Source organism: Flavobacterium pectinovorum, from assembly GCF_022802975.1.
GTDB lineage: Bacteria > Bacteroidota > Bacteroidia > Flavobacteriales > Flavobacteriaceae > Flavobacterium > Flavobacterium pectinovorum_B.
Map to the genome: position 1 here is coordinate 210,583 of NZ_JAFEVZ010000002.1, position 26,912 is coordinate 237,494.

At 30.0% G+C, this 26,912-nt stretch carries 25 protein-coding genes; 24 read left to right on the forward strand and 1 reads right to left on the reverse strand.

Going from position 1 to position 26,912, the window contains the following annotated elements; genetic code table 11:
- Positions 1 to 29 precede the first annotated feature (29 nt).
- Both FLV_RS03535 and ctlX read left to right on the forward strand, forming a co-directional pair.
- Complete coding sequence (locus FLV_RS03535) at positions 30 to 944, forward strand: dimethylarginine dimethylaminohydrolase family protein (protein WP_243230762.1); 915 nt, start codon at positions 30 to 32, stop codon at positions 942 to 944.
- Positions 945 to 1,030: 86 nt separating this feature from the next.
- Positions 1,031 to 1,966, forward strand: a complete 936-nt coding sequence (ctlX, locus tag FLV_RS03540; protein ID WP_243230766.1) for a citrulline utilization hydrolase CtlX — start codon at positions 1,031 to 1,033, stop codon at positions 1,964 to 1,966.
- Positions 1,967 to 2,059: 93 nt separating this feature from the next.
- On the opposite strand, the gene FLV_RS03545 is transcribed toward ctlX, so the two are convergent.
- A complete protein-coding gene (locus FLV_RS03545; protein ID WP_243230768.1) occupies positions 2,060 to 2,689 on the reverse strand; it encodes a MarC family NAAT transporter in 630 nt (209 codons plus the stop codon).
- Between the two features lie 155 nt (positions 2,690 to 2,844).
- On the opposite strand from FLV_RS03545, the gene FLV_RS03550 reads away from it, so the two are divergent.
- The 22 genes from FLV_RS03550 to FLV_RS03655 all read left to right on the forward strand — a co-directional run bounded on the left by FLV_RS03550 (position 2,845) and on the right by FLV_RS03655 (position 26,911).
- Positions 2,845 to 3,210 (forward strand): CoA-binding protein, encoded by a 366-nt coding sequence (locus FLV_RS03550; RefSeq protein ID WP_243231383.1) that lies wholly within the window; start codon positions 2,845 to 2,847, stop codon positions 3,208 to 3,210.
- 181 nt (positions 3,211 to 3,391) lie between these two features.
- Complete coding sequence (recR, locus tag FLV_RS03555) at positions 3,392 to 4,012, forward strand: recombination mediator RecR (protein WP_243230772.1); 621 nt, start codon at positions 3,392 to 3,394, stop codon at positions 4,010 to 4,012.
- Positions 4,013 to 4,082: 70 nt separating this feature from the next.
- A complete protein-coding gene (locus FLV_RS03560; RefSeq protein WP_243230777.1) occupies positions 4,083 to 4,874 on the forward strand; it encodes a polysaccharide biosynthesis/export family protein in 792 nt (263 codons plus the stop codon).
- A 15-nt stretch (positions 4,875 to 4,889) separates the two neighbouring features.
- On the forward strand, positions 4,890 to 7,340 hold the full coding sequence (locus FLV_RS03565; protein ID WP_243230780.1) for an exopolysaccharide transport family protein: 2,451 nt from the start codon (positions 4,890 to 4,892) through the stop codon (positions 7,338 to 7,340).
- 13 nt (positions 7,341 to 7,353) lie between these two features.
- On the forward strand, positions 7,354 to 8,337 hold the full coding sequence (locus FLV_RS03570; RefSeq protein ID WP_243230782.1) for an SDR family oxidoreductase: 984 nt from the start codon (positions 7,354 to 7,356) through the stop codon (positions 8,335 to 8,337).
- 22 nt (positions 8,338 to 8,359) lie between these two features.
- Positions 8,360 to 9,751: a UDP-glucose 6-dehydrogenase gene (locus FLV_RS03575; protein WP_243230783.1), complete on the forward strand. Its 1,392-nt coding sequence runs from the start codon at positions 8,360 to 8,362 to the stop codon at positions 9,749 to 9,751.
- A gap of 12 nt (positions 9,752 to 9,763) precedes the next feature.
- Positions 9,764 to 10,240, forward strand: a complete 477-nt coding sequence (locus FLV_RS03580) for a UpxY family transcription antiterminator (protein ID WP_243230784.1) — start codon at positions 9,764 to 9,766, stop codon at positions 10,238 to 10,240.
- Between the two features lie 314 nt (positions 10,241 to 10,554).
- Positions 10,555 to 11,838, forward strand: a complete 1,284-nt coding sequence (locus FLV_RS03585) for a nucleotide sugar dehydrogenase (protein WP_243230787.1) — start codon at positions 10,555 to 10,557, stop codon at positions 11,836 to 11,838.
- A gap of 30 nt (positions 11,839 to 11,868) precedes the next feature.
- Complete coding sequence (locus FLV_RS03590) at positions 11,869 to 12,876, forward strand: mannose-1-phosphate guanylyltransferase (protein ID WP_243230790.1); 1,008 nt, start codon at positions 11,869 to 11,871, stop codon at positions 12,874 to 12,876.
- 4 nt (positions 12,877 to 12,880) lie between these two features.
- Positions 12,881 to 13,927, forward strand: a complete 1,047-nt coding sequence (rfbB, locus tag FLV_RS03595; protein ID WP_243230792.1) for a dTDP-glucose 4,6-dehydratase — start codon at positions 12,881 to 12,883, stop codon at positions 13,925 to 13,927.
- 51 nt (positions 13,928 to 13,978) lie between these two features.
- On the forward strand, positions 13,979 to 16,402 hold the full coding sequence (locus FLV_RS03600; protein ID WP_243230793.1) for an SLBB domain-containing protein: 2,424 nt from the start codon (positions 13,979 to 13,981) through the stop codon (positions 16,400 to 16,402).
- Between the two features lie 6 nt (positions 16,403 to 16,408).
- Positions 16,409 to 17,473: a Wzz/FepE/Etk N-terminal domain-containing protein gene (locus FLV_RS03605; RefSeq protein WP_243230794.1), complete on the forward strand. Its 1,065-nt coding sequence runs from the start codon at positions 16,409 to 16,411 to the stop codon at positions 17,471 to 17,473.
- Positions 17,474 to 17,548: 75 nt separating this feature from the next.
- Positions 17,549 to 18,829 carry a flippase gene (locus tag FLV_RS03610; RefSeq protein ID WP_243230795.1) on the forward strand — a complete coding sequence of 427 codons (1,281 nt, stop codon included), beginning with the start codon at positions 17,549 to 17,551 and terminating at the stop codon, positions 18,827 to 18,829.
- A 10-nt stretch (positions 18,830 to 18,839) separates the two neighbouring features.
- Entirely contained in the window at positions 18,840 to 19,574 is a 735-nt protein-coding gene (locus FLV_RS03615; RefSeq protein ID WP_243230796.1) for a hypothetical protein, read from the forward strand.
- The gene (locus tag FLV_RS03620; protein ID WP_243230797.1) at positions 19,565 to 20,428 is read left to right on the forward strand and encodes a glycosyltransferase family 2 protein; all 864 of its coding nucleotides are present in this window, start codon (positions 19,565 to 19,567) and stop codon (positions 20,426 to 20,428) included. Before FLV_RS03615 ends, FLV_RS03620 begins: the two co-directional genes overlap by 10 nt.
- A gap of 2 nt (positions 20,429 to 20,430) precedes the next feature.
- Positions 20,431 to 21,594, forward strand: coding sequence for an EpsG family protein (locus tag FLV_RS03625; protein ID WP_243230799.1), 1,164 nt, complete (start codon positions 20,431 to 20,433; stop codon positions 21,592 to 21,594).
- 7 nt (positions 21,595 to 21,601) lie between these two features.
- Entirely contained in the window at positions 21,602 to 22,681 is a 1,080-nt protein-coding gene (locus tag FLV_RS03630) for a glycosyltransferase family 4 protein (protein WP_243230802.1), read from the forward strand.
- A complete protein-coding gene (locus FLV_RS03635; protein WP_243230805.1) occupies positions 22,681 to 23,424 on the forward strand; it encodes a glycosyltransferase family 2 protein in 744 nt (247 codons plus the stop codon). Before FLV_RS03630 ends, FLV_RS03635 begins: the two co-directional genes overlap by 1 nt.
- 64 nt (positions 23,425 to 23,488) lie before the next feature.
- Positions 23,489 to 24,298 (forward strand): glycosyltransferase, encoded by an 810-nt coding sequence (locus FLV_RS03640; protein ID WP_243230806.1) that lies wholly within the window; start codon positions 23,489 to 23,491, stop codon positions 24,296 to 24,298.
- 87 nt (positions 24,299 to 24,385) lie between these two features.
- Positions 24,386 to 25,348, forward strand: coding sequence for an MraY family glycosyltransferase (locus tag FLV_RS03645; protein WP_243230808.1), 963 nt, complete (start codon positions 24,386 to 24,388; stop codon positions 25,346 to 25,348).
- Positions 25,348 to 25,773: a WxcM-like domain-containing protein gene (locus FLV_RS03650; RefSeq protein ID WP_243230810.1), complete on the forward strand. Its 426-nt coding sequence runs from the start codon at positions 25,348 to 25,350 to the stop codon at positions 25,771 to 25,773. Before FLV_RS03645 ends, FLV_RS03650 begins: the two co-directional genes overlap by 1 nt.
- Positions 25,766 to 26,911 carry a DegT/DnrJ/EryC1/StrS family aminotransferase gene (locus tag FLV_RS03655; protein ID WP_243230816.1) on the forward strand — a complete coding sequence of 382 codons (1,146 nt, stop codon included), beginning with the start codon at positions 25,766 to 25,768 and terminating at the stop codon, positions 26,909 to 26,911. The genes FLV_RS03650 and FLV_RS03655 overlap by 8 nt, the downstream gene beginning before the upstream one ends.
- Position 26,912: the final 1 nt, after the last annotated feature.

Sequence of the window (26,912 nt, forward strand, 5' to 3'; positions counted from 1 at the left end):
TTTTATATTTGCAACAAAATCTAATATTTATGTTGCAATTAAATGTAAAGAACGAAACATCAAGGTTACGCGCTGTAGTTTTGGGTTCTGCTGTTCATAATGGACCAACTCCTTTGTTAGAAGAAGCCTATGATCCTAAATCATTGGAACATATTAAAGCCGGAACATATCCTGTAGAAAAAGATATGATTGCTGAAATGGATGCCTTCAATGCTATTTTTCAAAAGTATAATGTAGCTGTTTATCGTCCGGAAATGATTAAAAATTACAATCAGATTTTTGCCAGAGATATTGGTTTTGTAATTGATGATATCTTTGTTAAATCAAATATTTTGCCGGATAGGGAGCGTGAACTTGAAGCAATTCAATACGTAATTGATCAAATAAATCCTTTAAAAGTGGTTCGTCCACCTGAAGAAGTTCATATTGAAGGCGGAGATGTTATGCTTTGGAATGATCATATTTTTATTGGAACCTATAAAGGGAGCGATTATAAAGATTATATTACGGCAAGGACTAATATGCAGGGAGTAAATTATATTAAAAATTTGTTTCCAACTAAAATTGTTAAAGAATTTGATTTGGTAAAATCAAAATTAGAAGCCCGTGACAATGCTTTACATTTAGATTGCTGTTTTCAGCCTGTTGGAAAAAATAAGGGTATTATTTATAAAAGAGGTTTTCGTGAAGAAGCAGATTATTTGTATTTAGTTAATCTTTTTGGAAAGGAAAATTTATTTCATATCGAAAGAAATGAAATGTATAATATGTTTTCGAATGTGTTTTCAATCGATGAAAATATTGTCGTTTCCGAAAAGAATTTCACGAGATTAAATAATTGGTTACGTGCTAATGGTTTTACAGTTGAAGAGATTCCATATGCAGAAATAGCAAAACAGGAAGGATTGCTAAGATGTTCAACATTGCCTTTAATTAGAGACTAAAATTTGTTTCAGGTTTCAGGTTCCAAGTTTGTAGCGACGTAAAATCTGAAACTTGAAACCTGAAACAAAAAAAACAAAAATAGAAAATGAAACAAACTACAAATTCAATCGTAATGATTCGTCCGGTTGCATTCAGAATGAATGAACAAACGGCAGTAAATAACTATTATCAGAAAGTATTAGACGGACTTTTGCCAAGTACAGTAAATGTAAAAGCGCAACAGGAATTTGATGTTTTCGTAGAGAAGTTAAGAACTGTTGGGGTTGATGTTACCGTTGTAGAAGATACTTTAGAAACTGATACGCCAGATAGTGTTTTTCCAAACAACTGGGTTTCTTTTCATGAAAATGGAGATGTGGCCTTGTATCCTATGTTTGCTGAAAACCGTCGTCAGGAACGTCGTGAGGATATTTTGGATACTCTTGAAGAAAAAGGTTTTGAGATTAGCAATATTATGGATTATACTTCTGCAGAAGAAGATGGTATTTTTCTTGAAGGGACAGGAAGTTTGCTTTTAGACAGAGCAAACGGAAAAGCATATTGTGCTTTGTCGCCTCGTGCGGATGAAGAATTGTTTATTGAATTCTGCGAAGATTTTGACTATGCTCCGGTAATTTTTGAAGCTTTTCAAACAGTTGACGGAGAACGAAAACTAATCTATCATACTAATGTAATGATGTGTATAGGTGAAACTTTTGCGGTTATTTGTGCAGATAGCATCGATGATAAAAAAGAACGCAAAATGGTTTTAGAAAATCTAAAAGCTGACCAAAAAGAAATTATTTTAATTACAGAAGCACAAGTGAATAATTTTGCAGGTAATATGTTGGAAGTTCGAGGGTCAAATGATAAAAAATATATTGTTATGAGTACATCGGCACATCAAAGCTTAACGGAAAAACAAATTAAGCAATTAGAAAATCATGCAGAAATTTTAAGCTCAAGTTTAGATACTATTGAAGCTTGTGGTGGAGGAAGTGCAAGATGTATGATGGCTGAAGTTTTCCTGCCAAAGAATTAATTTTTTTTAAAAGAATTAATAAAAAATCCAAATTCCAAAAACTGAATAATTACAGTGTGGGATTTGGATTTTGTGTTTTAATGTTCAAAGAATTTACATCAAATTCCCTTTTACGATATTGATTATAGAACTCACGATATACTGAATTCCTATTGCAATTACAATGAAGCCAATAATTCTGGAAATAGCAACAATGCCTGAAGCTCCTAAAATACGGGCTAAGTAATGTGCGCTTTTTAAAATGATGAAAATTGTAATTGCAATTGCTAAAATAGCTAAACTTGAAATTATTATTTCTCCTACTTCATGATGTTCCTGGTAAAAAGCAATTAATAAAGAGATAGACCCCGGCCCGGCCAGCATCGGAATTGCTAAAGGGGTTAATGCAATGTCGTTTCTTTTTTGTGCATCATTTTCAATCTTTTTGTTGATTCCTCTTTTCTTGCTTATTTTTCCGGATAACAATGAAAATCCTGAATTTAAAATTACCAAACCACCGGCAATTCGAAGCGCATCAATACTAATCCCAAAAAAAGTCAGCACATATTGCCCGATAAAAAAAGAAACGATCAAAATAATAAAAACATTAATAGCGGTCCACAATGAAATTCTGGATCTTTCACTATCTGAGTCGTCATGGGTTAGTCCTACAAATATAGGTACAGTACCAATTGGATTTAAAACAGAGAAAAGAGCGGCAAATAAGTAAATGAATAAATCCATAATGTGTTTGGGTTGATAAGGTAAAAGTAATTAAATTTTAATATTTTACTCTAAAATGATGTTAGGATATTGTTTTTTCGCCTTTATGACTCTAAATGAATAACGAGCAGGAAATCCGCTCTTTTTTGATTACTTTTGTGGGATATTCAGAAATAATGAAAAATAAAAAAACTTTAGTTCTTGGTGCAACTACAAAACCGGAACGTTATGCTTTTAAAGCAATAAATATGCTTACTCAAAAAGGACATACAGTTTTGGCAATAGGTCAAAATGCAGGCGAAGTAGCAGGTGTGAAAATTCATACTAAAGCCATTCCTGTCAAAAATATAGATACAGTAACTTTATATTTAAATCCGGTTCGTCAGCGAGATTATTATAATTATATCATCGAGGCACAGCCTAAACGAGTAGTTTTTAATCCTGGTGCTGAGAATCCTGAGTTATATCAATTATTGGAATTGAATAATATTAAGGCAGAAGTTGCTTGTACGCTGGTTTTATTAGCAACTAATCAATATTAGTTTTTTAAGGAGCTAATCCAGCTATCCGCTTTATCTTTTTCTGTCTAAAGAAGCCAGTAAAAGGATACCGCTGCTATCTGGGCTGGAAAAGTTGTTTTGCGAGAGGTTTAGAGGATTTAAGATTTTTTGTTTTAGTACTTTCAAAAGCCTGAAAACCATTAAAAATGTTATTTTTGTCTTCATGGAATTTTCATCAAAATTAATAGAAAAAGCTGTAAACGAAATGTCTCAGTTGCCTGGAATTGGTAAAAGAACAGCATTACGTTTAGTGCTTCATTTATTAAAACAGCCCAAGGAGCAAACAGGTTTTTTGTCTCAGGCGCTTTTAAACATGCGTGAGGATATAAAGTTTTGCGAAAATTGTCATAATATTTCGGATACAAAAGTGTGCGAAATTTGTGCTAATCAATCAAGAAACCATCAGACTATTTGCGTTGTAGAGGATATCAGGGATGTGATGGCTATAGAAAATACCGGGCAGTATAAAGGGATTTACCATGTTTTAGGAGGGAAAATTTCTCCAATAGAGGGAGTTGGTCCAAGTCAGTTGAATATATTAAGTTTAGTTGAAAAAGTAAAGTTGGGTAAAGTTGTTGAGATTATTTTTGCCTTAAGTTCTACTATGGAAGGTGATACGACAAATTTTTATATTTACAAACAAATTTCCAATTCTGAAATTATAATTTCTACAATAGCAAGAGGAATTTCAGTAGGAGATGAATTAGAATACGCTGATGAAGTAACATTAGGTCGAAGTATTTTGCATCGTGTACCTTTTGAAAAAACATTCAAAAACAATTAAATAAATGCGAATTAAGCGAGATTTCCTGAAGATTACAGGAATGGTTATATTTGCTTATAAAATTTTAAAAATGACAAAAAACTGTTTTTATTTATTATTAATTAGTACGTTTTTTACATCATGTATTCCTGTAAAAGATTTAGTGTATTTACAGGATAAAGGAACATCTACTAATGGAACTACAGTTTCTGCGGTTGAATCAAAGCCTTACAGGTTACAAGTTAACGATGTTTTAAGTATAGATATCAAAGCAATAGATTCTAAGTTAATAGCTATTTTTAAGCCTTCAGAGGAGGTTAACAGCAGTACTGGAAAATCTGAAACGGGATTATATTTCAATGGATTTAATGTGGATGATCATGGAAATATTAGAATGCCAATTTTAGGAGAAATGAATGTAATTGGATACACACTTGAAGAAGTACGTGTTAGAATTGAAAAAAAATTATTGGAAGAATACTTTAAGGCAGAGGCAAATATATTTGTAACCGTAAAATTAGCAGGTTTCAGATATACAATAAACGGTGAAGTGGGATCTACAGGTACTAAAACATTATTTCAGGAGCATGTGAACATCATGGAGGCTATTGCAAATTCAGGAGATATCACTACTGTGGGTAATAGAAAAGCGGTAACTATAATACGCCAGACACCTACAGGAGTACAAATGAATGATATCGATCTTACAGATGTAAATGTGATGAAATCTCCTTACTATTACTTACAGCCTAATGATTATATTTATGTAAAGCCACTAAAACAAAAAACCTGGGGTACCGGTCAGACAGGAATACAATCTGTAGGTACAATTATAACTTTATTATCTTTGGCGACAACCGTTTATTTATTATTGAAAAATTAAAACGAAATACAAAAGATGTTAGATATAAAAGATTTTTCCATTTTTGAAAATCATCCAAGCTTTGATTTTAAAGGTTTTTTGCTGAAAATAGCTGGGTATTGGAAATTATTTTTGGTGAGTTTGATTATTGCTTTTACCATTGCTTACCAGGTTAATATTCGTAAGGAAAAGATTTATGCAATGCAGACTTTAATTTCAATTAAAGAAGAAAGTAATCCTTTTTTTACTTCCAATACAAGTCTGGTTTTTAATTGGGGAGGTATTTCAGATCAGGTAAGTGGTATTTCGACTATTCTGCAGTCTAGGTCTCATAATGAATTGGTAGTAGATAAGTTGCAGTATTATATAGACTATCTTGAAAAAGGCAAGTATAATATGCTTGATGTGTATGGTGCTGTCCCTTTTTATGTTAATATCGATAAAACAAAACCACAATTAGCCCGGACATTAATTAGTGTTAAGTTTTTAAGCCCAAATGAATATGAAATTAGAGTTCCATTTGAAAATAACTCAGTTTCATTGCTTACCTATTCGGATAATACTTATAGTAATACAGCTGTTCAGCCTGTAGAGTTTGTTAAAAGATACAAAGTTGGAGAGAGGGTTGTGTTGCCATTTTTAAATTGGAAACTTGAAATAGTAGATAATCCCGGTATTTATAAAGGAAAAGAATATTTTGTCAGATTTAATGATTTTAACAGTACTGTTTCCCGTTACCGCGGAATAGGAGTAGATGCTGATCAAAAATCCGGCTCAATTTTGGCATTATCATTACAGGGGACAAATAAAGCAAGGATGGTAGAATATTTGAATTCTACTGTTAGGATGTTGATTAAGATTCAGTTAGATGGTAAGAATCAGTTTGCAACCAATACGATAAATTTTATTGACAGTACACTTGTAGCAATGGAGTCTCAACTGAAAGAAACAGGTAATGAGCTTAAGACTTTCAGAAAAGATAAAAATATATATACAATAGAACAGGGCGGCGAAAAAATTTCAGATAAAATTTTAGAATTTGATGTCGAAAAAGATGGAATAACACGTAAAATAGCTTACTATAATTCCTTAAAAGCTTATCTTAATAATAGTGTAGACTATTCTAAGCTGCCTGCTCCGTCCGTTGCCGGAATTGAAGATCCTAATATAGTTACTAACATTTCAAAACTTATTGCCCTGTCAACACAAAGATCTGAAATGTCTTATGCCGTAAAGAGCGATAAGATTTTTAAAGATTTTGATAATCAAATGATTGCTATAAAGAATGTTTTGCTGGAAAATATAGCAACAGCTAAATCATCTTTGCAATATGATTTAGCCTTAATCAGTAATAAAATTGGCGAAAGTGAGAGTACCATCAAAAGACTTCCTGAAGAACAGCAAGAGTTACTGAAAATTAAAAGAAAATACGATTTAAGTGATAATATCTATAGTACATTTCTTCAAAAGAGAAATGAGGCAGATATAGTAAAAGCATCTAATTTGTCAGATATTCATTTTATAGATACTGCAAAAGATATTGGAGGAGGACTTATTGGTCCGAAAACATCTGTAAATTATGTATTGGCATTATTTTTAGGTTTTTTAATTCCTTTAATCATCGTTTTTTTACTTTTCTTTATTAACAATACAATTCAAAATACTGAGGATATTAGTAAACAATCGCAAATACCATTAATTGGTATTGTGGGGGTAAATAGAGAAGATACAAGTTTGGCAGTTTTCCAAAAACCAAAATCTGCATTATCGGAAGCTTTTAGAGGAATTCGCTCGTCATTACAATTTTTGTACAAAAAAAAGCAGCTTGACGGTGCCAAAACGTTAATGATTACTTCGTCTATTAGTGGTGAAGGAAAAACATTTTGTTCTATAAATATTGCAACAGTTTTTGCTTTGAGTGAAAAAAAGACGGTTATAATTGGAATGGATTTAAGAAAACCAAGATTGGCAGACGAATTCAATCTGGTGAACCAATATGGAGTTGTTAACTATTTAATTAAACAAAAGAGCCTGGCAGAAATTGTGAATAAGACTCAAATTCCGTATCTGGATGTTATTCTTTCGGGGCCTATTCCTCCTAATCCTTCAGAATTAATTATAAGCGAAGTTATGGGAGAGTTTATTGATGAACTGAAAAAAACGTATGATTATATTATTCTAGATACACCGCCGGTTGGCCTTGTTGCTGATGCATTAGAATTGGTTCAGTTTAGTGATGTTACACTTTATGTTGTAAGGCAAAATTATTCGAAAAAAGAAATGATTACATTATTGAATAATCGTGTCAAAAGAGGTGAGTTAAGTAACGTTAGTATTGTTTTGAATGGTTTTGAAAATAAGGCTAAATACGGATCGACATATGGTTATGGGTATTATGGCAGTTATGGGGCGTATTCAAATGGTTATCATGATGAAGAAAAGAAAGTAAGTTTTCTAAATAATATTTTAAAAACATTTAAAAAATAATATTTTAAAATAGATGAAAGCAAACATTCAAAATACTATTTTAATAACGGGGGGAGCTGGTTTTATAGGTTCTAACTTGTGCGAATATTTTTTAAATTCGGGGCAAAAAGTAATTTGCTTAGATAATTTTTCAACGGGTCACCATCACAATCTAAACGGTTTTATAACAAATCCGAATTTCAAATTAATTGAAGGTGATATTCGAAGTATATCTGATTGTAATTTGGCTGTTAATGGAGTAGATTATGTATTGCATCAGGCAGCATTAGGTTCTGTGCCAAGATCAATAAATGATCCGATTACAACTAATGAGGTTAATGTTTCAGGATTTTTAAATATGCTGGTTGCATCACGTGATGCAAAAGTAAAGCGATTTATTTATGCAGCAAGCTCTTCTACGTATGGTGATTCACAAGGCTTGCCTAAGGTAGAAGAAGTAATAGGAAAACCATTATCTCCTTATGCAATAACTAAATATGTAAATGAATTATATGCTGAAATTTTTAGTAAAACGTATGGATTAGAAACTATTGGTTTGCGTTATTTTAATGTTTTTGGAAGAAGACAAGATCCTAAAGGTGCTTACGCAGCAGTAATTCCTAAATTTGTAATGCAATTAATGAATTACGAAAGTCCGGTGATTAATGGTAACGGAAATTACTCACGAGATTTTACTTATATTGATAATGTAATTCAGATGAATGCTCTGGCAATTTCGTCTAATAATGCTGAAGCTACTAATACTGTTTATAATACAGCATTTGGAGATAGAAATACTTTGAATGATTTAGTTCAATATTTGAAAAAGTATTTAACCGAATTTGATTCAAAAATAGCAGATGTGCCTATTGTTTATGGTGAAACAAGAATTGGAGATATTCCACATTCATTAGCAAGTATAGAAAAAGCAAAAACAATGTTGGGATATAATCCTCAATATTCACTTGATGAAGGGTTGAAAGAGGCAGTATATTGGTACTGGAATAATTTAAAATAAAAAGGAAGCATATAAAGAAAATATGAAAATCACAAAAATTTGTTGCATCGGTGCAGGTTATGTAGGAGGTCCAACGATGGCAGTAATTGCACAAAAATGTCCACATATTCAAGTAACTGTTGTTGATTTGAATGAACAAAGAATTAAAGACTGGAATGATCCAAATACAGATAATATTCCAATTTATGAGCCTGGTCTTTCTGAAATTGTAGCTGAGGCGAGAGGTAGAAATCTTTTCTTTTCGACCGATGTAGATAAGGCTATTGATGAGGCAGATGTTATTTTTATCTCTGTGAATACACCAACCAAGACTTATGGAAAAGGTAAAGGAATGGCTGCTGATCTGAAATATATAGAATTGTGTGCCAGACAAATAGCAAAAGTTTCTAAAAGCCATAAAATAGTAGTAGAAAAATCGACTTTACCTGTACGTACTGCCGAAGCTATAAAAAGTATTTTGGATAATACCGGAAACGGAGTTCAGTTTCAGATTCTTTCTAATCCTGAATTTTTAGCTGAAGGAACTGCGGTTACAGATTTATTAAATCCAGATAGAATTCTTATTGGAGGAGATTCAACACCGGAGGGACAAGCTGCAATTAATGCTTTAGTTAATGTTTATGCTAATTGGGTGAGTAAAGATAAAATTCTAACAACAAATGTTTGGTCGTCTGAATTATCTAAACTTACAGCAAATGCTTTTTTAGCGCAACGTATATCATCGATTAATGCAATGTCTGAATTGTGTGAGAAAACGGGTGCAGATGTAAATGAGGTGGCTCGCGCTATTGGAATGGACAGTCGTATTGGTTCTAAGTTTTTAAAGGCTTCTGTAGGATTTGGAGGTTCTTGTTTTCAAAAGGATATTCTGAATTTGGTTTACATTGCAAAATCTTACGGATTAAATGAAGTTGCTGATTACTGGGAGCAGGTAATCATTATGAATGATTATCAAAAGAGAAGATTTTCAAATAAAATTGTTCAGATTTTGTATAACACAGTAGCCGATAAAAAAATAACTTTTTTAGGATGGGCATTTAAAAAAGATACAAATGATACTCGTGAATCTGCGGCAATATATGTAGCAGATGATTTGATTAATGAGCAGGCAAAAATCTCAGTTTATGATCCAAAGGTGTCAAAAAATAAAATTTTAAGTGATTTAGATTATTTAGAAACGAGAAAGTCTTCAGAAAATGAGGATGCTGTTTTAACATTTGAAAATCCTTATGAGGCATGTAAAGACGCACATGCTATTGCAATACTTACAGAATGGGATGAATTTACAAAATACGATTGGCAAAAAATATATGATGGTATGCAAAAGCCGGCTTTTGTTTTTGATGGAAGAAATATATTAAATGCCAAAGAATTAAAATCAATTGGTTTTATTTACAATGCAATAGGTTCTTAAAAAATAAATCACATGAATTGGTATGTTGTTTATACGAAACCTAAATGGGAAAAAAAAGTTGCCGAAAAGTTAAATGAAATAGGAATTGAATGCTATTGTCCTTTAATTACTCAGGTAAAACAATGGTCTGACAGAAAGAAAAAAGTTGAAGTTCCTCTTTTTAATTCTTATGTTTTTGTTCAATTATCAGATAAAGATAGGAATTCAGTATTTCAGGTTGCAGGGACAATACGTTATTTATTTTGGTTAGGAAAAGCGGCAATCGTTCGAAATGAAGAAATTGCAACGATTAAAAAAAGCCTTTCAGATACCAAAATTTTGGATATTTCTGTAGAGCCATATAAAAAAGGAGATAAGATAAAACTAGAAACTGGAGTTTTTAATAGTCAGGATGCAATTGTTCAAGAGGTAACAAATACTCATTATATTTTGGTTTTAGAATCTTTAGGGTGTGTTTTAAAAATAAAATATAAAAAAGATGTTTTGTAATTTTAAATAAAAAAAAACGATCACTTCTTTGTTTAAAAAGGTTATTGAGATTTACGATTGAGATAAAATTAAAGAAAGCGAAAATCATTAAATTTAGTGATTTTTAGCTTTTTTTTTGGTCAGATTCTTTTTTGTTTGCTGACTTATAGGTTTTTAAAGTTAATTTTTTAGGTTAATTATAAGATTTTTTAAGGGTTGATAAAATTGACTTATTGTGCTATATTTGCTGAAATTGAATTCTTCGATATTCATGTCATAAATGTGACTTTGGATTGCGAAGCCGTGCAATGTTACAAACGAAATTAAGGAAAAATATGAATAATAACGTGAAAATAGCCGTTATTGGATTAGGTTATGTAGGTTTGCCTTTGGCTCGTTTATTTGCTACAAAATATCCTGTAGTAGGGTTTGATATTAATGAATCAAGAGTTGTAAGTTTAAAGCAGGGAATCGATACGACATTAGAAGTTGAAGACGCTGTTTTACAAGACGTATTAATTGATACAGTAAATGAAAAAAAAGGTCTTTATTGTACTTCAGATATAAAAAATATTGCCAATTGTAATTATTTTATAATTACTGTTCCAACCCCTGTTGACAGAAATAATAGACCAGATTTAACTCCGTTGTATAAAGCGAGTGAGGCAGTGGGTAAGATACTAAAACAAGGTGACATTGTAATTTATGAATCTACAGTTTATCCTGGTGTAACAGAGGAGAAATGCGTTCCGGTTTTAGAAAAAATATCAGGATTAGAATTTAATGTAGACTTTTTTGCAGGATATTCACCAGAAAGAATTAATCCCGGAGATAAAGAGCATACTGTAGATAAAATTCTGAAAATTACCTCTGGCTCTACCTCTGAAATAGGCTTAAAAGTAGATGCACTTTATAAATCGGTTATTACCGCGGGAACATATTTAGCACCTACAATAAAAGTTGCTGAAGCGGCTAAAGTAATTGAAAACTCACAACGGGATATTAATATTGCTTTTGTAAACGAGCTTGCTAAAATATTCAATTTAATGAATATAGATACTCAGGAAGTATTAGCAGCTGCTGGAACAAAATGGAATTTCCTGCCTTTTAAACCAGGTTTAGTAGGCGGGCATTGTATAGGTGTTGATCCTTATTATCTGGCACAAAGAGCACAAGAATTTGGATATCATCCTGAAATAATTTTGGCCGGACGCCGTTTAAACGATAGCATGGGCGAGTATATAGCATCTCAGGTAGTAAAACTAATGATAAAAAAAGGTGTTTCGGTAAACAATGCAGAACTTTTGATGCTTGGAATTACCTTTAAAGAAAACTGTCCGGATGTTCGCAATACTAAAATCGTAGATGTCGTAAGAGCGTTAAAAGAATACGGAATTTCAGTTACAATATATGATCCTATAGCAAATATTGAAGAGGTTAAAAAAGAATATGGATTAACAACTATAAATATTGTTCCAAAAGAAAAATTTGATGCAATAGTTTTAGGAGTAGCGCATTCTGAATTTTTAAAGTTAGATTTTGTAGAAATTCAAAAAGCAAATAGTTTAATATATGATGTAAAAGGAGTTTTAGGAACTATAGCTGATAATAGATTATAGTTTTTAAACTCTTTTTTTATTTAGAAAAAAATGAACGAAAACAATTCAATTACACATGTTATTTTAACTGGAGGTGTAGGTAGTAGATTATGGCCGCTTTCTCGTAAAAGTCAGCCTAAGCAATATTTGGAGATATTTGAAGGAAAATCTTTGTTTGAAATGACTGTTGAACGAAATAGTCATCTGGCAAATAATGTGATGGTAGTTGGAAATGTTGATAACCATCATTTAAGTGGTGTGGTAATGGAGAAATCTAAAACTTCATATATTAATATCGTTGAAGCTACCCCAAGAAACACGGCTGCTGCGATTGCATTTGCCGCTTTTGCTTCAGATCCGGAAGATATATTGATTATAACACCATCTGATCATATTATTGATAAAATGGAAGATTATAATAATGCTATAAATCTGGCAATTTCAAAAGCCAGGGAAGGTTTTATTGTAACTTTTGGAATCATTCCAACCAAACCAGAAACAGGTTATGGTTATATAGAATCAAAAGGAGATAAGGTTATTTCATTTAGAGAAAAACCAAACGAGACAACGGCTAAAGATTTTATTGCAAAAGGTAATTTCTTATGGAATAGCGGAATGTTTTGTTTTAAAGCAAGTGTTCTTCTCGATGAATTGAAACAATTTCAGCCTGAAGTTTATGAAAAGTCTAAGATAGTTTGGGAGTCAAGCAAAGAGGGTTTTTTAGATTTAGATGCATCTTTGGAAATTCCATCTATCAGTATTGATTATGCTGTTATGGAACGCAGTAAGAAAATTAAAGTTGTTCCTGCATCATTTTCATGGTCAGATTTAGGTTCCTTTGAATCAGTTTATGATTATTTGGTTTCAAAAGGACATCCAATAGATAAAAACGGCAATATGGTTATCGGTTGTGATAAATACACTACTTTTTTAGGATTAAAAAACACGATTTTTGTTTATACAGCTACGGCTAATTTAATTTTGCAAAAAGAGAGTTCTCAGGACGTAAAAGACATATATAGCGCATTGGAAAAACAAAACTCAGAATTATTAAATTAATAAAATGAAAAAAATCCTTATAACTGGTGGTGCTGGTTTTATCGGTTCACATGTAGTAAGACGTTTTGTAAATAAATATCCTGAATATCAAATTTACAATCTGGATGCTTTAACTTATGCAGGGAATCTGGAAAACATTAAAGACATTGAAAATCTACCCAATTATAATTTTGTAAAAGGAGATATTGTTGATGAAACTTTTATTAATGAACTCTTTTTAAACCACAATTTTGATGGTGTATTGCACTTAGCAGCAGAATCTCATGTTGACAGATCAATAGAAGATCCATTGGCATTTGTAAAAACAAACGTTATTGGAACTATGAATTTGCTTAATGCAGCGAAAAAACAATGGAAAGATAATTTTGAAGGAAAGAGATTTTATCATATCAGTACAGATGAAGTTTATGGTTCTTTAGGAACTGAAGGCCTTTTTACAGAAACTACTCCGTATGATCCCAACTCGCCTTATTCCGCTTCAAAAGCAAGTTCAGACCATTTTGTAAGAGCTTATGGCGAAACTTACGGACTGCCTTATGTTTTAACAAACTGTTCTAATAATTATGGATCATATCATTTTCCTGAAAAACTAATTCCACTTTTCATCAATAATATTATCAATAATAAGCCATTACCTGTTTATGGTGATGGTAATTATACTCGTGACTGGCTTTTTGTAGAAGATCATGCTATTGCAATTGATCTGGTGTTTCATGAAGGGAAAAACCATGAAACGTATAATATTGGAGGTTTTAATGAATGGAAAAATATTGATTTGGTCAAATTATTATGCCAGATTATGGATGAAAAGTTAGGAAGAGATTCTGGAACTTCTGAGAAGTTAATTACTTATGTAAAAGACAGACCGGGACATGATTTGCGCTATGCGATTGACGCTTCTAAAATTAATAAAGAATTAGGTTGGAAACCCTCAGTAACTTTTGAAGAAGGTTTAGAAAAAACCATTAATTGGTATTTAAACAATGAAGAATGGTTGAAAAATGTAACTTCTGGGGCTTATAAAGATTATTATAAAAAGCAATATTCTTAAAAAATTCTATACTGATTTGAATTTTTTATTAAAATCAAAATATCATTAAATATGAAAAATATAACCGTTGTACTTTTATTTTTTTTTACTTTTTTACTTTCTTTTCAAGTAAATGCTCAGGATTTAATGAAATCAAGTGATTTGAGTACTTTAAAAGTAGACTATTTATCTGATAATGATATTGCTAAAATACGAACTCAACTGCAAACCAATAACATGACTATTGAACAAGCTGAATCTATGGCTTTATCAAAAGGGATGAGTGGGGCAGAATTTGCAAAATTAAAGAGAAGAATAAATGAAGGAGCAGTAAATGCTTTAAATAAAAAAAACAGTGAAAATAGTATAGCAAACAAAAAAGAGTCTGGGCGTGCACAGGATAAAATTGTAAATAATAAAGTTAAGGATTCTGCAAATGCTTTAATATTTGGTTCTGAATTGTTTGATAATCCAACATTGAATTTCGAACCTGATTCGAATCTTGCTACTCCAATGAATTATGTTTTAGGGCCGGGCGATGAACTTCAGGTAAGTGTTTACGGAGTACAGGAATATAATGCAAGCATCCCTGTGAGTGTAGAAGGAAAAATTACTATTCAGTATGTTGGACAAATTTCAGTTTCGGGAATATCAATTGAAGCAGCAACTCAAAAAATAAAAGCGGCAATCGCAAAAGTTTACAGTACTGTAAGATCCGGACAATCTCAGGTAAGTGTTAGTTTAAGCCGAATTAGAACTATTAAAATTACTATTGTCGGAGGAAAACAGCCTGGTAATTATTCGATTTCATCTTTGGCGACAGTATATAATGCTTTACATTTAGCAGGGGGACCGGGGAAAAATGGCAGTTACAGAAATATTGAATTAATTAGAAATAATAAAGTTTATAAAAACATAGATATTTATCGTTTTTTAGTTAAAGGTGATCAGTCTGATAATGTGTCTTTAAAAGAAAATGATGTGATACGAATTCCGGTTTATTCACAAAGGGTTACAGTTGAAGGGCAAGTTAAAAGACCTGGAGTTTTCGAGATGAAAAAAGGAGAAAAATTCACAGATCTATTAAATTTTGCTTCAGGATTTAATGATTTTGCTTATACTGCTTCAGTGAATGTTTTGCAAAAAACAGGCAAAGAATTTAAAGTTCATGATATTAATCAAAGTGAATTTTCTACTTATGTCCCTCAATCTGGTGATGTTTTCAAGATTACTAAAATTTTAAACCGATTTGAAAACCGTATAAAAATAGAAGGAGCCGTTTTTAGGCCCAATTATTATTCTTTTAATGAAGGGATGAGAATTTCAAACCTTATTACAAGAGCAGAAGGTCTTAAAGAAGATGCTTATACGAAAAGAGCCCGAATAATTCGTTTAAAATCTGATTTGACAACAGAAATAGTAAATATTGATTTAGCAAGCGCTTTATCAGGAGATTTAAATGCTGATATTGAACTAAAAAGAGAAGATGAAGTAACAGTATATTCTATTTTAGATTTTAGAGAAGAATATAAAGTTACTATTGATGGCGAAGTGAAAAATCCGGGAGAGTATGATTATTATGATAATCTGACATTGAATGATTTAGTGGTTCAGGTTGGAGGTTTGACAGGTTCTGCTTCAAAAAGAGTAGAAATTGCCAGAATGATAAAATCGGATGAAATTGATGATGCTAATCCAAAACGTATAGAATTAGTAGAATTAGAAATTACAGCTGATAATAATGAACAGGTAAAAAACTTTGTCTTAAAACCATTTGATGTTATTAATATTCGAAGAATGGCTGTATATGAAAAACCACAAATGGTAAACATTAGTGGAGCTGTTGCCTATCCTGGAAAATATGTATTGGCTAATAAAAAAGAGTCTGTTTACAATATAGTGATGAGGGCAGGTGGCTTAACATCTGTTGCTAACTTAGAGGGAATGAAAATTAAAAGGCCTATTAAACAAGAACAGATTGACGACATAAAAAGAGTTGACTTGAATTTGTCTAAAAACGACACATTGAAAGAAGATCTGGTTAAAAAACTTAAAGAGGAATTAAAATATGCAACAATTCCTTTGGATTGGAAAAAAATTGTAAAAGATAAAGAGCATTATTCAAATGTTACTTTATTTCCTGATGATGAAATAGAAGTTTCTACATTAAATGAAGGAGTTAAAGTTACAGGAAACGTATTGCTTAATTCTGAAATTCCTTATAGAAGCGGAAAAAGCTTTAAATATTATATAAATGCAGTTGGAGGGGTTGATAGTAAAGGCTGGAAGAAAAAAGCATATATCATTTATCCTAATGGAAAAGCTTCAGTAACAGGTTCCTTTTTGTTTTTCAGATCATATCCTAAAGTTACTCCGGATTCTCAAATAGTTGTTCCTGAAAAACCGGAAACTAAAAAAATGTCAACGGGAGAATGGGTAAGTATAGGAAGTGTCATTACCAGTTTAGCATTATTAATTGTAACAGCGTTTAAATAATATTATATGGATAACAAGTCTGTTAATAATGAAGAGATTACATTAAAAGAATTATTTCAGAAAGTGAAAGAATGGTGGAGTTATTTACTTTCTCAATGGAAAATTATTTTAGTGGCAGGTATAATTGGAGCTTCTTTGGGGCTTACTTATTCATTTATTAAAAAACCAATTTATACTGCTACATTATCTTTTGCTTTAGAAGATGAAAAAAGTGGAGGATTAGGTGGTGCTTTGGGATTAGCAAGTACATTTGGTATTGATTTAGGAGGAGGAGGAGGAAGTATTTTTACAGGTTCTAATTTAACTGAATTGTTTAAGTCTAGAGCAATGGTAGAGAAAACATTATTATCTCCTGTTACAGTAAACGGGAAGGTTATTTCTTTAGCTGAAATGTATATTCAAAATAATCGTTGGCGTGAAAAATGGAACGATAATCCAAAATTTGCAAGTTTAGCGTTTTTGCCTAATATCAATAGAAAATTATATACGCGAGTTCAGGATAGTATTTTGGGTAAAATGTATGAAGATTTGTCTAAAAAAGGACTATCGGTGGCTCAAAAAGACAAAAAAATTTCGATTATTAGCATAGATGTTTCTTCAACAAATGAGCTGTTTGCAAAATTCTTTTGTGAAGCATTGGCAAGGGAAGTGTCTGATTTTTATGTAGATACTAAAAGTAAAAAAGCCCGTATGAATATGGCGATTTTGGAAAGACAAACAGATTCAATAAGAAGAGAACTTAATGGCGCAATTAAAGGAGTTGCTGTTGCTAATGACAATACTTTTAATTTGAATCCTGCATTAAATGTTCGAAGAGTTCCTTCAGCTAAGAGGGAAGTAGATGTTCAAGCCAATACTGCAATTTTAACAGAATTGATTAAGCAGTTTGAATTAGCTAAAGTTACTTTGCGTAAAGAAACTCCGTTAATTCAAATAATTGATAAACCAATTTTGCCTTTGTCGAAAGATTATTTTGGAAAGTTAAAAGGTTTGGTTATGGGTGGTTTTTTTGCAGGTTTTTTAACAGTTGCATTTTTAATAATAAACAGGTTGCTTAAGAATTTGCAGTGATTTCAAATTTTACATTAAGTTTACAAATGCTTGACAAAAAAGAATTTAGAAAATATGAAAAAATAAAAGAGTTTAATGGATAATGTTTTAAAAAAAAATTTTTCATATTTGTTTTTGCTCCAAAATGCAAATTATATCATTCCATTATTTTTACTGCCATATTTAGCTCATAATTTAGGGACCGAAAATTTTGGAAAAATAAATTTTGCACAAGCTGTAATCGTTTATTTTTCACTAATAATAGATTTTGGTTTTAATGTTTCAAGTACTCAGTCTATAGCTAAGGTTCAACACGATAAATTTGAAATTAGTAAAATATTTTGGAACACTATATATTCTAAATTCTTTTTCTCTTTTATTAGTTTTGTAGTTCTTTTTTTGATTATATCCTGTGTACCTAAACTTAACTCTATTTCCTCTCTTCTGTATACAGCTTTTTTAGGTGTTTTTTCATCTGTTTTTTTTCCAAATTGGTTTTTTTTAGGAATTGAAAAAATGGGGGTTATTACTGTTTTAAATGTCATTCCAAGAATAATAGTATTAGTATTAGTGTTCTTGCTGATTCATAGTAAAAACGACTACTTATTAGCACTTCAGATTCAAGTTGGGGGAATGTTTTTAACAGCAATATTTGGTATGGGTTTGGTTTTTTTTAAAAAAATGGTTTATTTATTAAAGCCAGACTTTAGAGGTATTGTTTTAGAAATCAAAAATAGCTGGCCAATTTTTATTTCAGGAGTAGCAACAAATTTATATACAACAACAAACTTAGTAGTTTTAGGATTTTTGACAAATGACTCTATTGTTGGGGTTTATTCGGCAGCTGACAAAATAATTAAAGCTATAATCTCTTTGTTGTCTGCTGTAACTCAGGTGGTTTTTCCTAGGGTAAATGTTTATTTTGTTGATTCTAAAGAAAAAGCATTAGAATTTATTGATAAAATTTTAAAATTAGTTTTGGTGGCAACTTCTATTGGGGGTGTTCTTTTACTTATTCTTTCGCCATTCATTGTTAAATTATTATTTGGCTTACCAGATTATTTTGATTCAATCAAAGTCTTAAGAATAACAAGTTTTTTACCAATGTTTGCTACAATTAATGGTATTATAGCTATCAATATATTGATAACGTTTGATTTAAAAAAAGTGTTGTTGAAAATAGTTGCAATTGGAGGATTTTTTAGTTTATTATTTGTTTTTCCTTTCACATATTTTTTTGGTGTTATAGGAACTGGATTAACTGCATTAGGAACTGAAATTTTAATTTTTTGTCTTTTGTTGTTTGAATTAAGAAAAAGAGATATCAATATATTGGGAATAAAAAATATTAGTAACGTGATTTCACATAAATCATAATATTTCTAATATGAAAAGTAAGAATGTAATAATCTTGTTGACGGCATGCGTAAATCCTAAAGGAATGTCGTTTACTAAGTTGCAAGATGCAGATGAAAGGATAAAACAATATAGTAACGCTTTGAAATTTTATTTAGAAGAAACAGATTTTAATATTGTTATTGTTGAAAATACTTTGTACGAGAAAGGGTTTGATGTTGATGATAAGCGTGTTGAATATTTGACTTTTGATGGCAATAATTATGATAAATCTTTAGGAAAAGGATATGGAGAAGCATTAATTATTGAGCATGCTTTAGAAAAATCTACTTTTTTAAAAAATGCGGATTACATTATAAAAATTACAGGAAGACTGCAGATTAAGAATATTGTAAAAATCATAAAGTCTTTAAAATTAAATTCCTCAAGATTAGAAAACATTGTTTTTTCTAATATAACATGGAATATGAAATTTTGTTATTCGAATTTTTTTATATCAAACAGATTCTTTTTAAATAGATTTTTAGATTCAAAAAAAAATATTAACGATTCTAAAACAATTTTTTTTGAAAATATTTTGATGAATTCAATTATCGACTGGAAAAAAGATAATAATAATTTTTCGGTTTTAAAATTTCCAATCATTATCGAAGGTTTTTCGGGTTCAACTGGTGAGAGCTATTCAAATAAATTGACATCTTCTTTTTTATTTGTCACACAATATTTTAAATCTTTCTATTTTAATTCTGTAAAACAATGGAAATGATTAGGGTTGCTGTTTTGATGACGGTTTTTAATAGAAAACTTTTAACTATTAGGTGTCTTGAAAATTTTGAAAAAGCTGCAAAAAATACTCCCGATATAAATTATGATATTTATATTTTGGATGATGGGTCCACTGATGGAACAGGGAATGTTTTAAAGACATTATTTCCAAACGTTAAAGTTATTGAGGGAGATGGAAGCTATTTTTGGTGCCGTGGTATGGTCAAAGTTTGGTCTGAAGCTTCAAAGTTTGATTACGATGCATATATTTTATTAAATAATGATTCGTATATTTTTGATTTTGCACTTGAAGAGCTCATAAGTTCTAGTAAAGAGAAAAATCATCAATCTATAATAAGTGGTGCGTTTAGATCAGAATTTTATAATGTTTCTACTTATGGAGGGAAATTAAAAGGACAGGCTTTAACTTTAATACCAGATGGGACTTTACAAAAAATAGAATTATTAAATGGTAATTTAGTATTAGTTCCAAAAGTTATTTATGACAAAATAGGAATGTTAGATCCATTGTTTCATCATTCAATAGGAGATTATGATTATGGACTTAGAGCGATTAAAAACAAATTCATGGTTGTTCTTACAAAAAGATATGTAGGCACTTGTGAGTTACATGATAGTATTCAAATATGTTATGATAGTAAAAAAGCGTTATTCTCCAGATTTAAAAATTTTTATTCACCGCTTGGAGATAATCCTTTCCAAAGATTTTATTTTTTAAATAGGCATTATTCTTTTTTTAAAGCAATTAGTGCCTTTTTTGTAACACATTTGTATGTTTTTTTTCCTGGTTTATTGAATTGGTATGAGAAATTAAAAAACAATAAAACTGTCTAGTTATGGATGATACAAGTTATTATTACACTATTCCATATGTTGTAGTTCTTTTTTTATTTCTTTTTCTCGGATTCTTAGATGTAAAGTTAACAAGAATAAATAAGGACTATATTAGGGTAATATCAGTTTGTTTATTTTTTTGGTTTTTTGGTTTTAGAGGTTTTGTTGGTAGTGATTTTACTTCTTATTATTTGTTTTATAAGGACATACCGAGTATATTAAACCTAACGGCTAATGATTTTTTAAATTGGTCTTTTTTTGAACCAGGATTTATTTTTTTTTCTTCAATAATAAAATTATTTTCTAGTAATTATCATTTTTTTGTTTTTGTAAATACTATAATTGATATTACATTATTATTAATAGTTTTAAAAAGATATTCGAATGAATATTTAGTTTATTCGTTAGCCGTTTTTTTTGTATTTGGAAGCGAGTTTGAAATCAACCTTGTTAGAAATATAAAGTCAATTTTATTGTTTTTGTTTTCATTGAAATTTTTAGAAGAGAGAAAGTTCTTTCCTTATTTTTTTGTGAATTTAATAGGATTGTCATTTCATAGTACAGCAATTTTTTTTATGCCATTATATTCTTTTCTACATAGATCATCAAAAAAAATCTTTTTTTTGGTTTTTTTTATTGGATGTGTTTTGTATTTTCTACAAATAAAATATATAGCATTGATCGCAGGTTTATTAAGTGAAATTCTTGGAGGTATTTATTTAGCTAAAGCAACAATTTATTTAGAGTCTGAATCTTCCGGAATAACACTTGCTTTTCTTTATATTTTTGTTCCTTTTATTTTAATTTATAAGAATTATGATAAAATTGTATCTAAAAATAATTACAATATATTATTTGTTAATATGTTTTTGCTTTATTGTGTTGCTAATTTATATTTTACAGAAATACTTGTTTTTAGATCAAGATTTGGTGCGCTTTTCGTACTAAGTTTATGTATCCTTTTTCCACAAATTTTATCCGAATATAAAACTAGAAAATTACATAGTTATGCATTAAATTTTATTTTTTATATTTTATTCTTCAGTAAAATAATACTGACAAACACACCTTTGCCTAATTTTTATGATAATCTGACTTTTGGAATTATGAATTATGATAAAAGAATTTCTAATATGAACCAATATTCATCAGAGAGTTACTATTAAGTCGTAAATGAAAAAGATTGTTTTTTTATTACCTGGGCATGGAAAAAAACCGATAGGGGGACACAAAGTTGTTTATGAATATGCAAATAGGTTTTTTAACTGTGGTTACGAGGTTTCAATCATTTATGGAGCGTCTTGTCTTTTTAATAAGATGTCTTTCTATGGACAGTGTTATTCTATTTTAAGATATTTTTATTTTAAATTATCAAAGAAATATTTTCCTTACAAATGGTTCGATTTACATAAAGGGATTTCGATTAAATATACTTGGGATTTAAATGAAAAATACGTTGAGGGAGATGTTGTTTTTGCAACAAGTATGGAAACCGCAGTTTCACTGAATACCTATAAAAAAGTGTCAAATAAATCAAAATATTATTTGATACAAGATTTTGAATATTGGCATTGGGGTAAAGAAGAAGCTCTTAAAACATGGTATTTTGATTTTAATCGTATAGTTATTTCTCAATGGTTAAAGGATATGGGAGATAGTTTACAATTAAATACAACATTGATTGAAAATGGTTTCGATTTTAATTACTTTGGTTTAGATAAACCAATTAAATTAAGAAATAAATTTACCGCAATTATGTTGTACCATAAACTCCCTTCTAAAGGATCGAAAGACGGTTTAAAAGCTTTTGAAATAGTAAAATCTAAAATACCTGAATTAAAGGTAATTTTGTTTGGAACTTCAAAAAAGCCAACGGATTTACCTAATTGGTATGTTTATTATCAACTACCTGATAAAGAAACATTGAGAAAAATTTATAATGAAGCGGCAATGTATTTAGGGACAAGTCATACAGAAGGATGGGGATTAACAGTAGGTGAGGCTATGCAGTGTGGCTGTGCTGTAATTTGTACGGATAATGCAGGGTATTCTATTATGGCTAAACATGAAAAGACAGCATTGGTTTCAACTATTAAGAATTATGAAGATTTAGCCTTTAATATGATAAGACTTATTGAAAATGACAAATTAAGATTTGAAATTGCAACAAATGGCTATGAAAATATTCAAAAATTTACATGGGAAAATTCATTTCAAAAGATTAAAAGTTTAATTAACCAAAATTTTGCTTGATGATTTCAGTTTGTATGGCTACTTACAATGGTGGTAAGTATATAGAAAGACAATTGATTTCAATCTTAAGACAATTAGGGCCGGAAGACGAAATTGTAATTTCAGATGATGGTTCAAGTGATAATACAGTGCAAATTATTAATAGTCTTAATGATTCAAGAATTTTATTTTTAGCTCATGAAAGAAATCTAAAGAAAAAAAATAAACTACGTTCTCATTACTTAGTTTCTTTAAATTTTGAAAATGCTCTAAAAAATGCAAAAGGAGATTTTATTTTTTTAGCAGATCAGGATGATATATGGGCCGATGATAAAGTTGAAATAATGATGTTTTATTTAAAATCAAATTCTTTAGTTATGAGTGATTGTAAAGTAATTGATGAAGATGATAACATTGTTAAGGAATCCTTTTTTAATAAATTAAAACTGCCTCGAGGAATATTTCTAAATATAAAAAAACCAGTTTATCATGGTTGTTGTATGGCATTCAAAAAGGATGTTTTAATTAAAGCATTGCCTTTTCCTGAAAAATTAATTTTGCATGATACTTGGATTGGAATACTTGCAGAAAATTTAGATAACGTTAAATTTATTGAAGATAAATTAGTTTTTTATAGGAGGCATTCTTTAAATACCTCGTTTTTAGGTAGAAAAAGTAATAATACCGTTTTATTCCAAATAAAATATAGAGTTGCACTTTTTTTTCAAATTACTGAAAGAATTTTATGTGCAAAACTTAGTTAGTTATTGTACTGTTTCATTATAGAGATTTTAATTTATAATTATTTGCTTACCCCTAATTATTGATATGACTAATTTTTCGGTATTAATATCTGTTTATATTAAAACAAAATTATGGCAATTTGAAGAATGTTTAAACTCTATTGACAATCAAAGTTTATTACCATCAGAAATAATAATTGTTAAAGATGGAATTTTAAATTTTGATTTAAACGAAATTGTTTACAAGTATCCTAAATTAAACATTGTCATTGTCATAAATGAGAATAATTTAGGATTGCCAAAATCATTAAATAAAGGAATAGATAAATGTAGTAATGAAATTATTTTTAGGATGGATTCTGATGATATATGCCTGGAAGATCGTTTTTATTTGCAATTACAAAAGTTTATTTCTAATGACAAACTAGCTGTTTTAGGTACAAACGTATGCTTAATAGATGATAATTCTGTTGAAATTGCCAAAAGTAGAAATGTTCCTGTTTTTGATGCAGATATTAGAAAAACAATGCGGTACAAAAATCCTTTTAATCATCCGAGTGTGGTTTTTAGAAAATCTCTTGTTCAATCAGTAGGGGGTTATACGGATGTTTATCTTTATGAAGATTGGTATTTATGGTTTAAATTGACTAGACTTAAAGATGTCGAATTTGAAAATATGGCAGAGAGATTGTTAAAGTATAGAATTAGGTCTTTTTCTGAAAGATCAGGATTTAACATTGTTAAAGCAGAGAATACGTTTTATTTTTTATTATTTAAAAATAAATATATTAACTTTTTTGTGTTACTAATAAATGTTTTTTTTAAATCTATTATAAGAGTTATGCCAAAGAATGTTTACAATTCATTTAAGCATTATTTTGATAAAATAGGTTAATATTTAAAACAAAGAAAATACGATAATAGATTTTTAGAAGTGTTTAAACGGAATCTATTTTAAAAAACAAAGAAAAGTACCAAACAAATGCAATACACAATACTTGGAATAATTTTAATGATTTTAATGCTACTCTATTTTAAAGTAGCAAATCGTTTTAATATTATAGACAAACCCAACGAAAGAAGTTCTCATACTGAGATTACTTTGCGTGGAGGGGGTATTGTTTTTTGGTTTTCGGCTTTGCTCTATTTCGCGCAGCATATTCAAAATAACTATTTTTTCTTTACAGGAATCACCTTAGTGAGTTTAGTGAGTTTTTGGGATGATATACAGAGTTTATCCAATAAAATAAGGGTTTCAATTCATTTTCTGGCAATTACTTTAGTGCTTTATGATTTAGGAGTTTTTCATGAAATTTCCTTTTTTATAATTGTGGTGATTTATATTGCAGCTATTGGTTTCTTGAATATTTATAATTTTATGGATGGTATAAACGGTATTACAGGTTTATACACTTTGGTTATTATGGGTTCATTGTTGTATGTAAACAATAATATTCAGTTATTTACAGATAGCAGTTTTATAAAATATGCGATGATGGCCAGTTTGGTTTTTCTTTTCTTTAATTATAGAAAAAGGGCGAAGTGTTTTGCAGGAGATGTTGGCAGTATAGCGATTGCTTTTTGGGTTATTTATTTTATTTTGAAACTTATTTTAATAACAAATTCAGTAATATGGATTTTACTTTTTGCCGTTTATGGAACAGATGGTGTTTGTACTATTTTGCATCGTTTGTGTCTGAAACAAAATATTTTTGAGCCTCATCGTTTACACTTATATCAGATTTTAAGCAACGAATATAAAATTCAGCACAGATTAGTTGCCCTATTCTATGCCTTTGCACAAATAATAGCATCTTTTTTAGTGGTATTTTTATATCAAAAAATTCAGGATGGATTAATATTCGCAATAGTTATCGCCCCTTTGTTTTTAATTTATTTATCGAAATTTTATTTACTGAAAAAACAGAATTTAAAATTAAATTAATGGGAGCTAAAGTAATTGAAGGCGGGATTTTTTCAGATCACAGAGGAAGAATTTCTTATGTAAATGATTTTAGTTTTAAGGATATAGAGCGATTTTATATCATTAGTAATTCTGATGAAAATCCAATAAGAGCCTGGCAGGGGCACAAATTAGATGCTAAAAACTTTTATTGTATAAACGGATCTTTTAAAATTCATTTTGTAAAAATTGATAACTGGGATAATCCTTCGAAAGATTTACATATTGAAACTATAATTGTAAGTGCTTCCGAAAGTAAAATAGTACATATTCCTGCAGGTTATGCAAATGCTGTTGAATCTTTAGAAACAGACTCAAAATTGATGTCATTTTCTACTTTGCCTCTGACAGCTGTTAGCGATGATGATGTACGGTATGCTTCAGATTATTGGAAAATTAATGAATAATAAAAGAATTTTTTTATCCCTTTCGCAACAAAGCGGGTTTGAACAAGAATACATTCAGAAAGCACTTGATGATAATTGGATCACTTCAGGAGGGCCTAACGTAAATGATTTTGAAAATGTTCTGGAAAATTACCTTGAAGTAGAATCTCATGTTACGGCTTTAAATTCAGGTACATCTGCAATTCACTTAGCGTTAATTTTACTAGGAATTGGAGCGGGTGATGAGGTTGTTTGTCAAAGTTTAACATTTTCGGCATCAGCAAATCCTATTTTATATCAGGGAGCAATTCCTGTTTTTGTAGACAGCGAACCTGAAACATGGAATATATGCCCTCAAAGTCTTGAGGTTGCAATAGAGGAAAGAATAAAAAAAGGTAAAAAACCTAAAGCTATTATTGCTGTTCATTTGTATGGTAATCCGTATAAAGTAGATGAAATTCATGCAGTTGCAGAGCGATACGAAATTCCGGTTATTGAAGATAGTGCAGAAGCTTTAGGAAGTTCTTACAAAGAAAAAAAATGTGGGACTTTTGGAACTTTTGGTATTTTCTCTTTTAATGGGAATAAAATTATTACGACCTCTAGTGGGGGAGCTTTAGTTTCGAATTCAAAAAAAATAAAAGAAAAAGCTATTTTTTATGCGACTCAGGCTAAAGAAAAAGCGGTGCACTACCAACATAGCGAAATAGGCTATAATTACAGAATGAGTAATATTTGTGCCGGAATTGGACTTGGACAAATGAAAATTTTAGATAAAAATATTGATTCCAGAAGAGAAATGAATCGTTTTTACAATGAGGTTTTTAAAGATATTGAAGAGATAAAATTGTTTCAGACTGGAAATAATGATTTTTTTTCGAACCATTGGTTAAGTACAGTTTTAGTTGAAGCGAATACAAATAAAAACATAAGCAGGGAAAATTTAAGATTGGCTTTTGAAAGTAAAAATATAGAATCCCGCCCGATTTGGAAACCAATGCATTTGCAACCTGTTTTTTCTGATTATCCTTATTATGGTAGCAATGTTGCCGAAAATTTATTCGAAAAAGGGTTGTGTCTGCCTTCCGGTTCTGGCTTGGGAGAAGATGAAAAAGATAGAATTAAAGAAGTTATTCATGCCTTCTTTAAAAAATTATAAT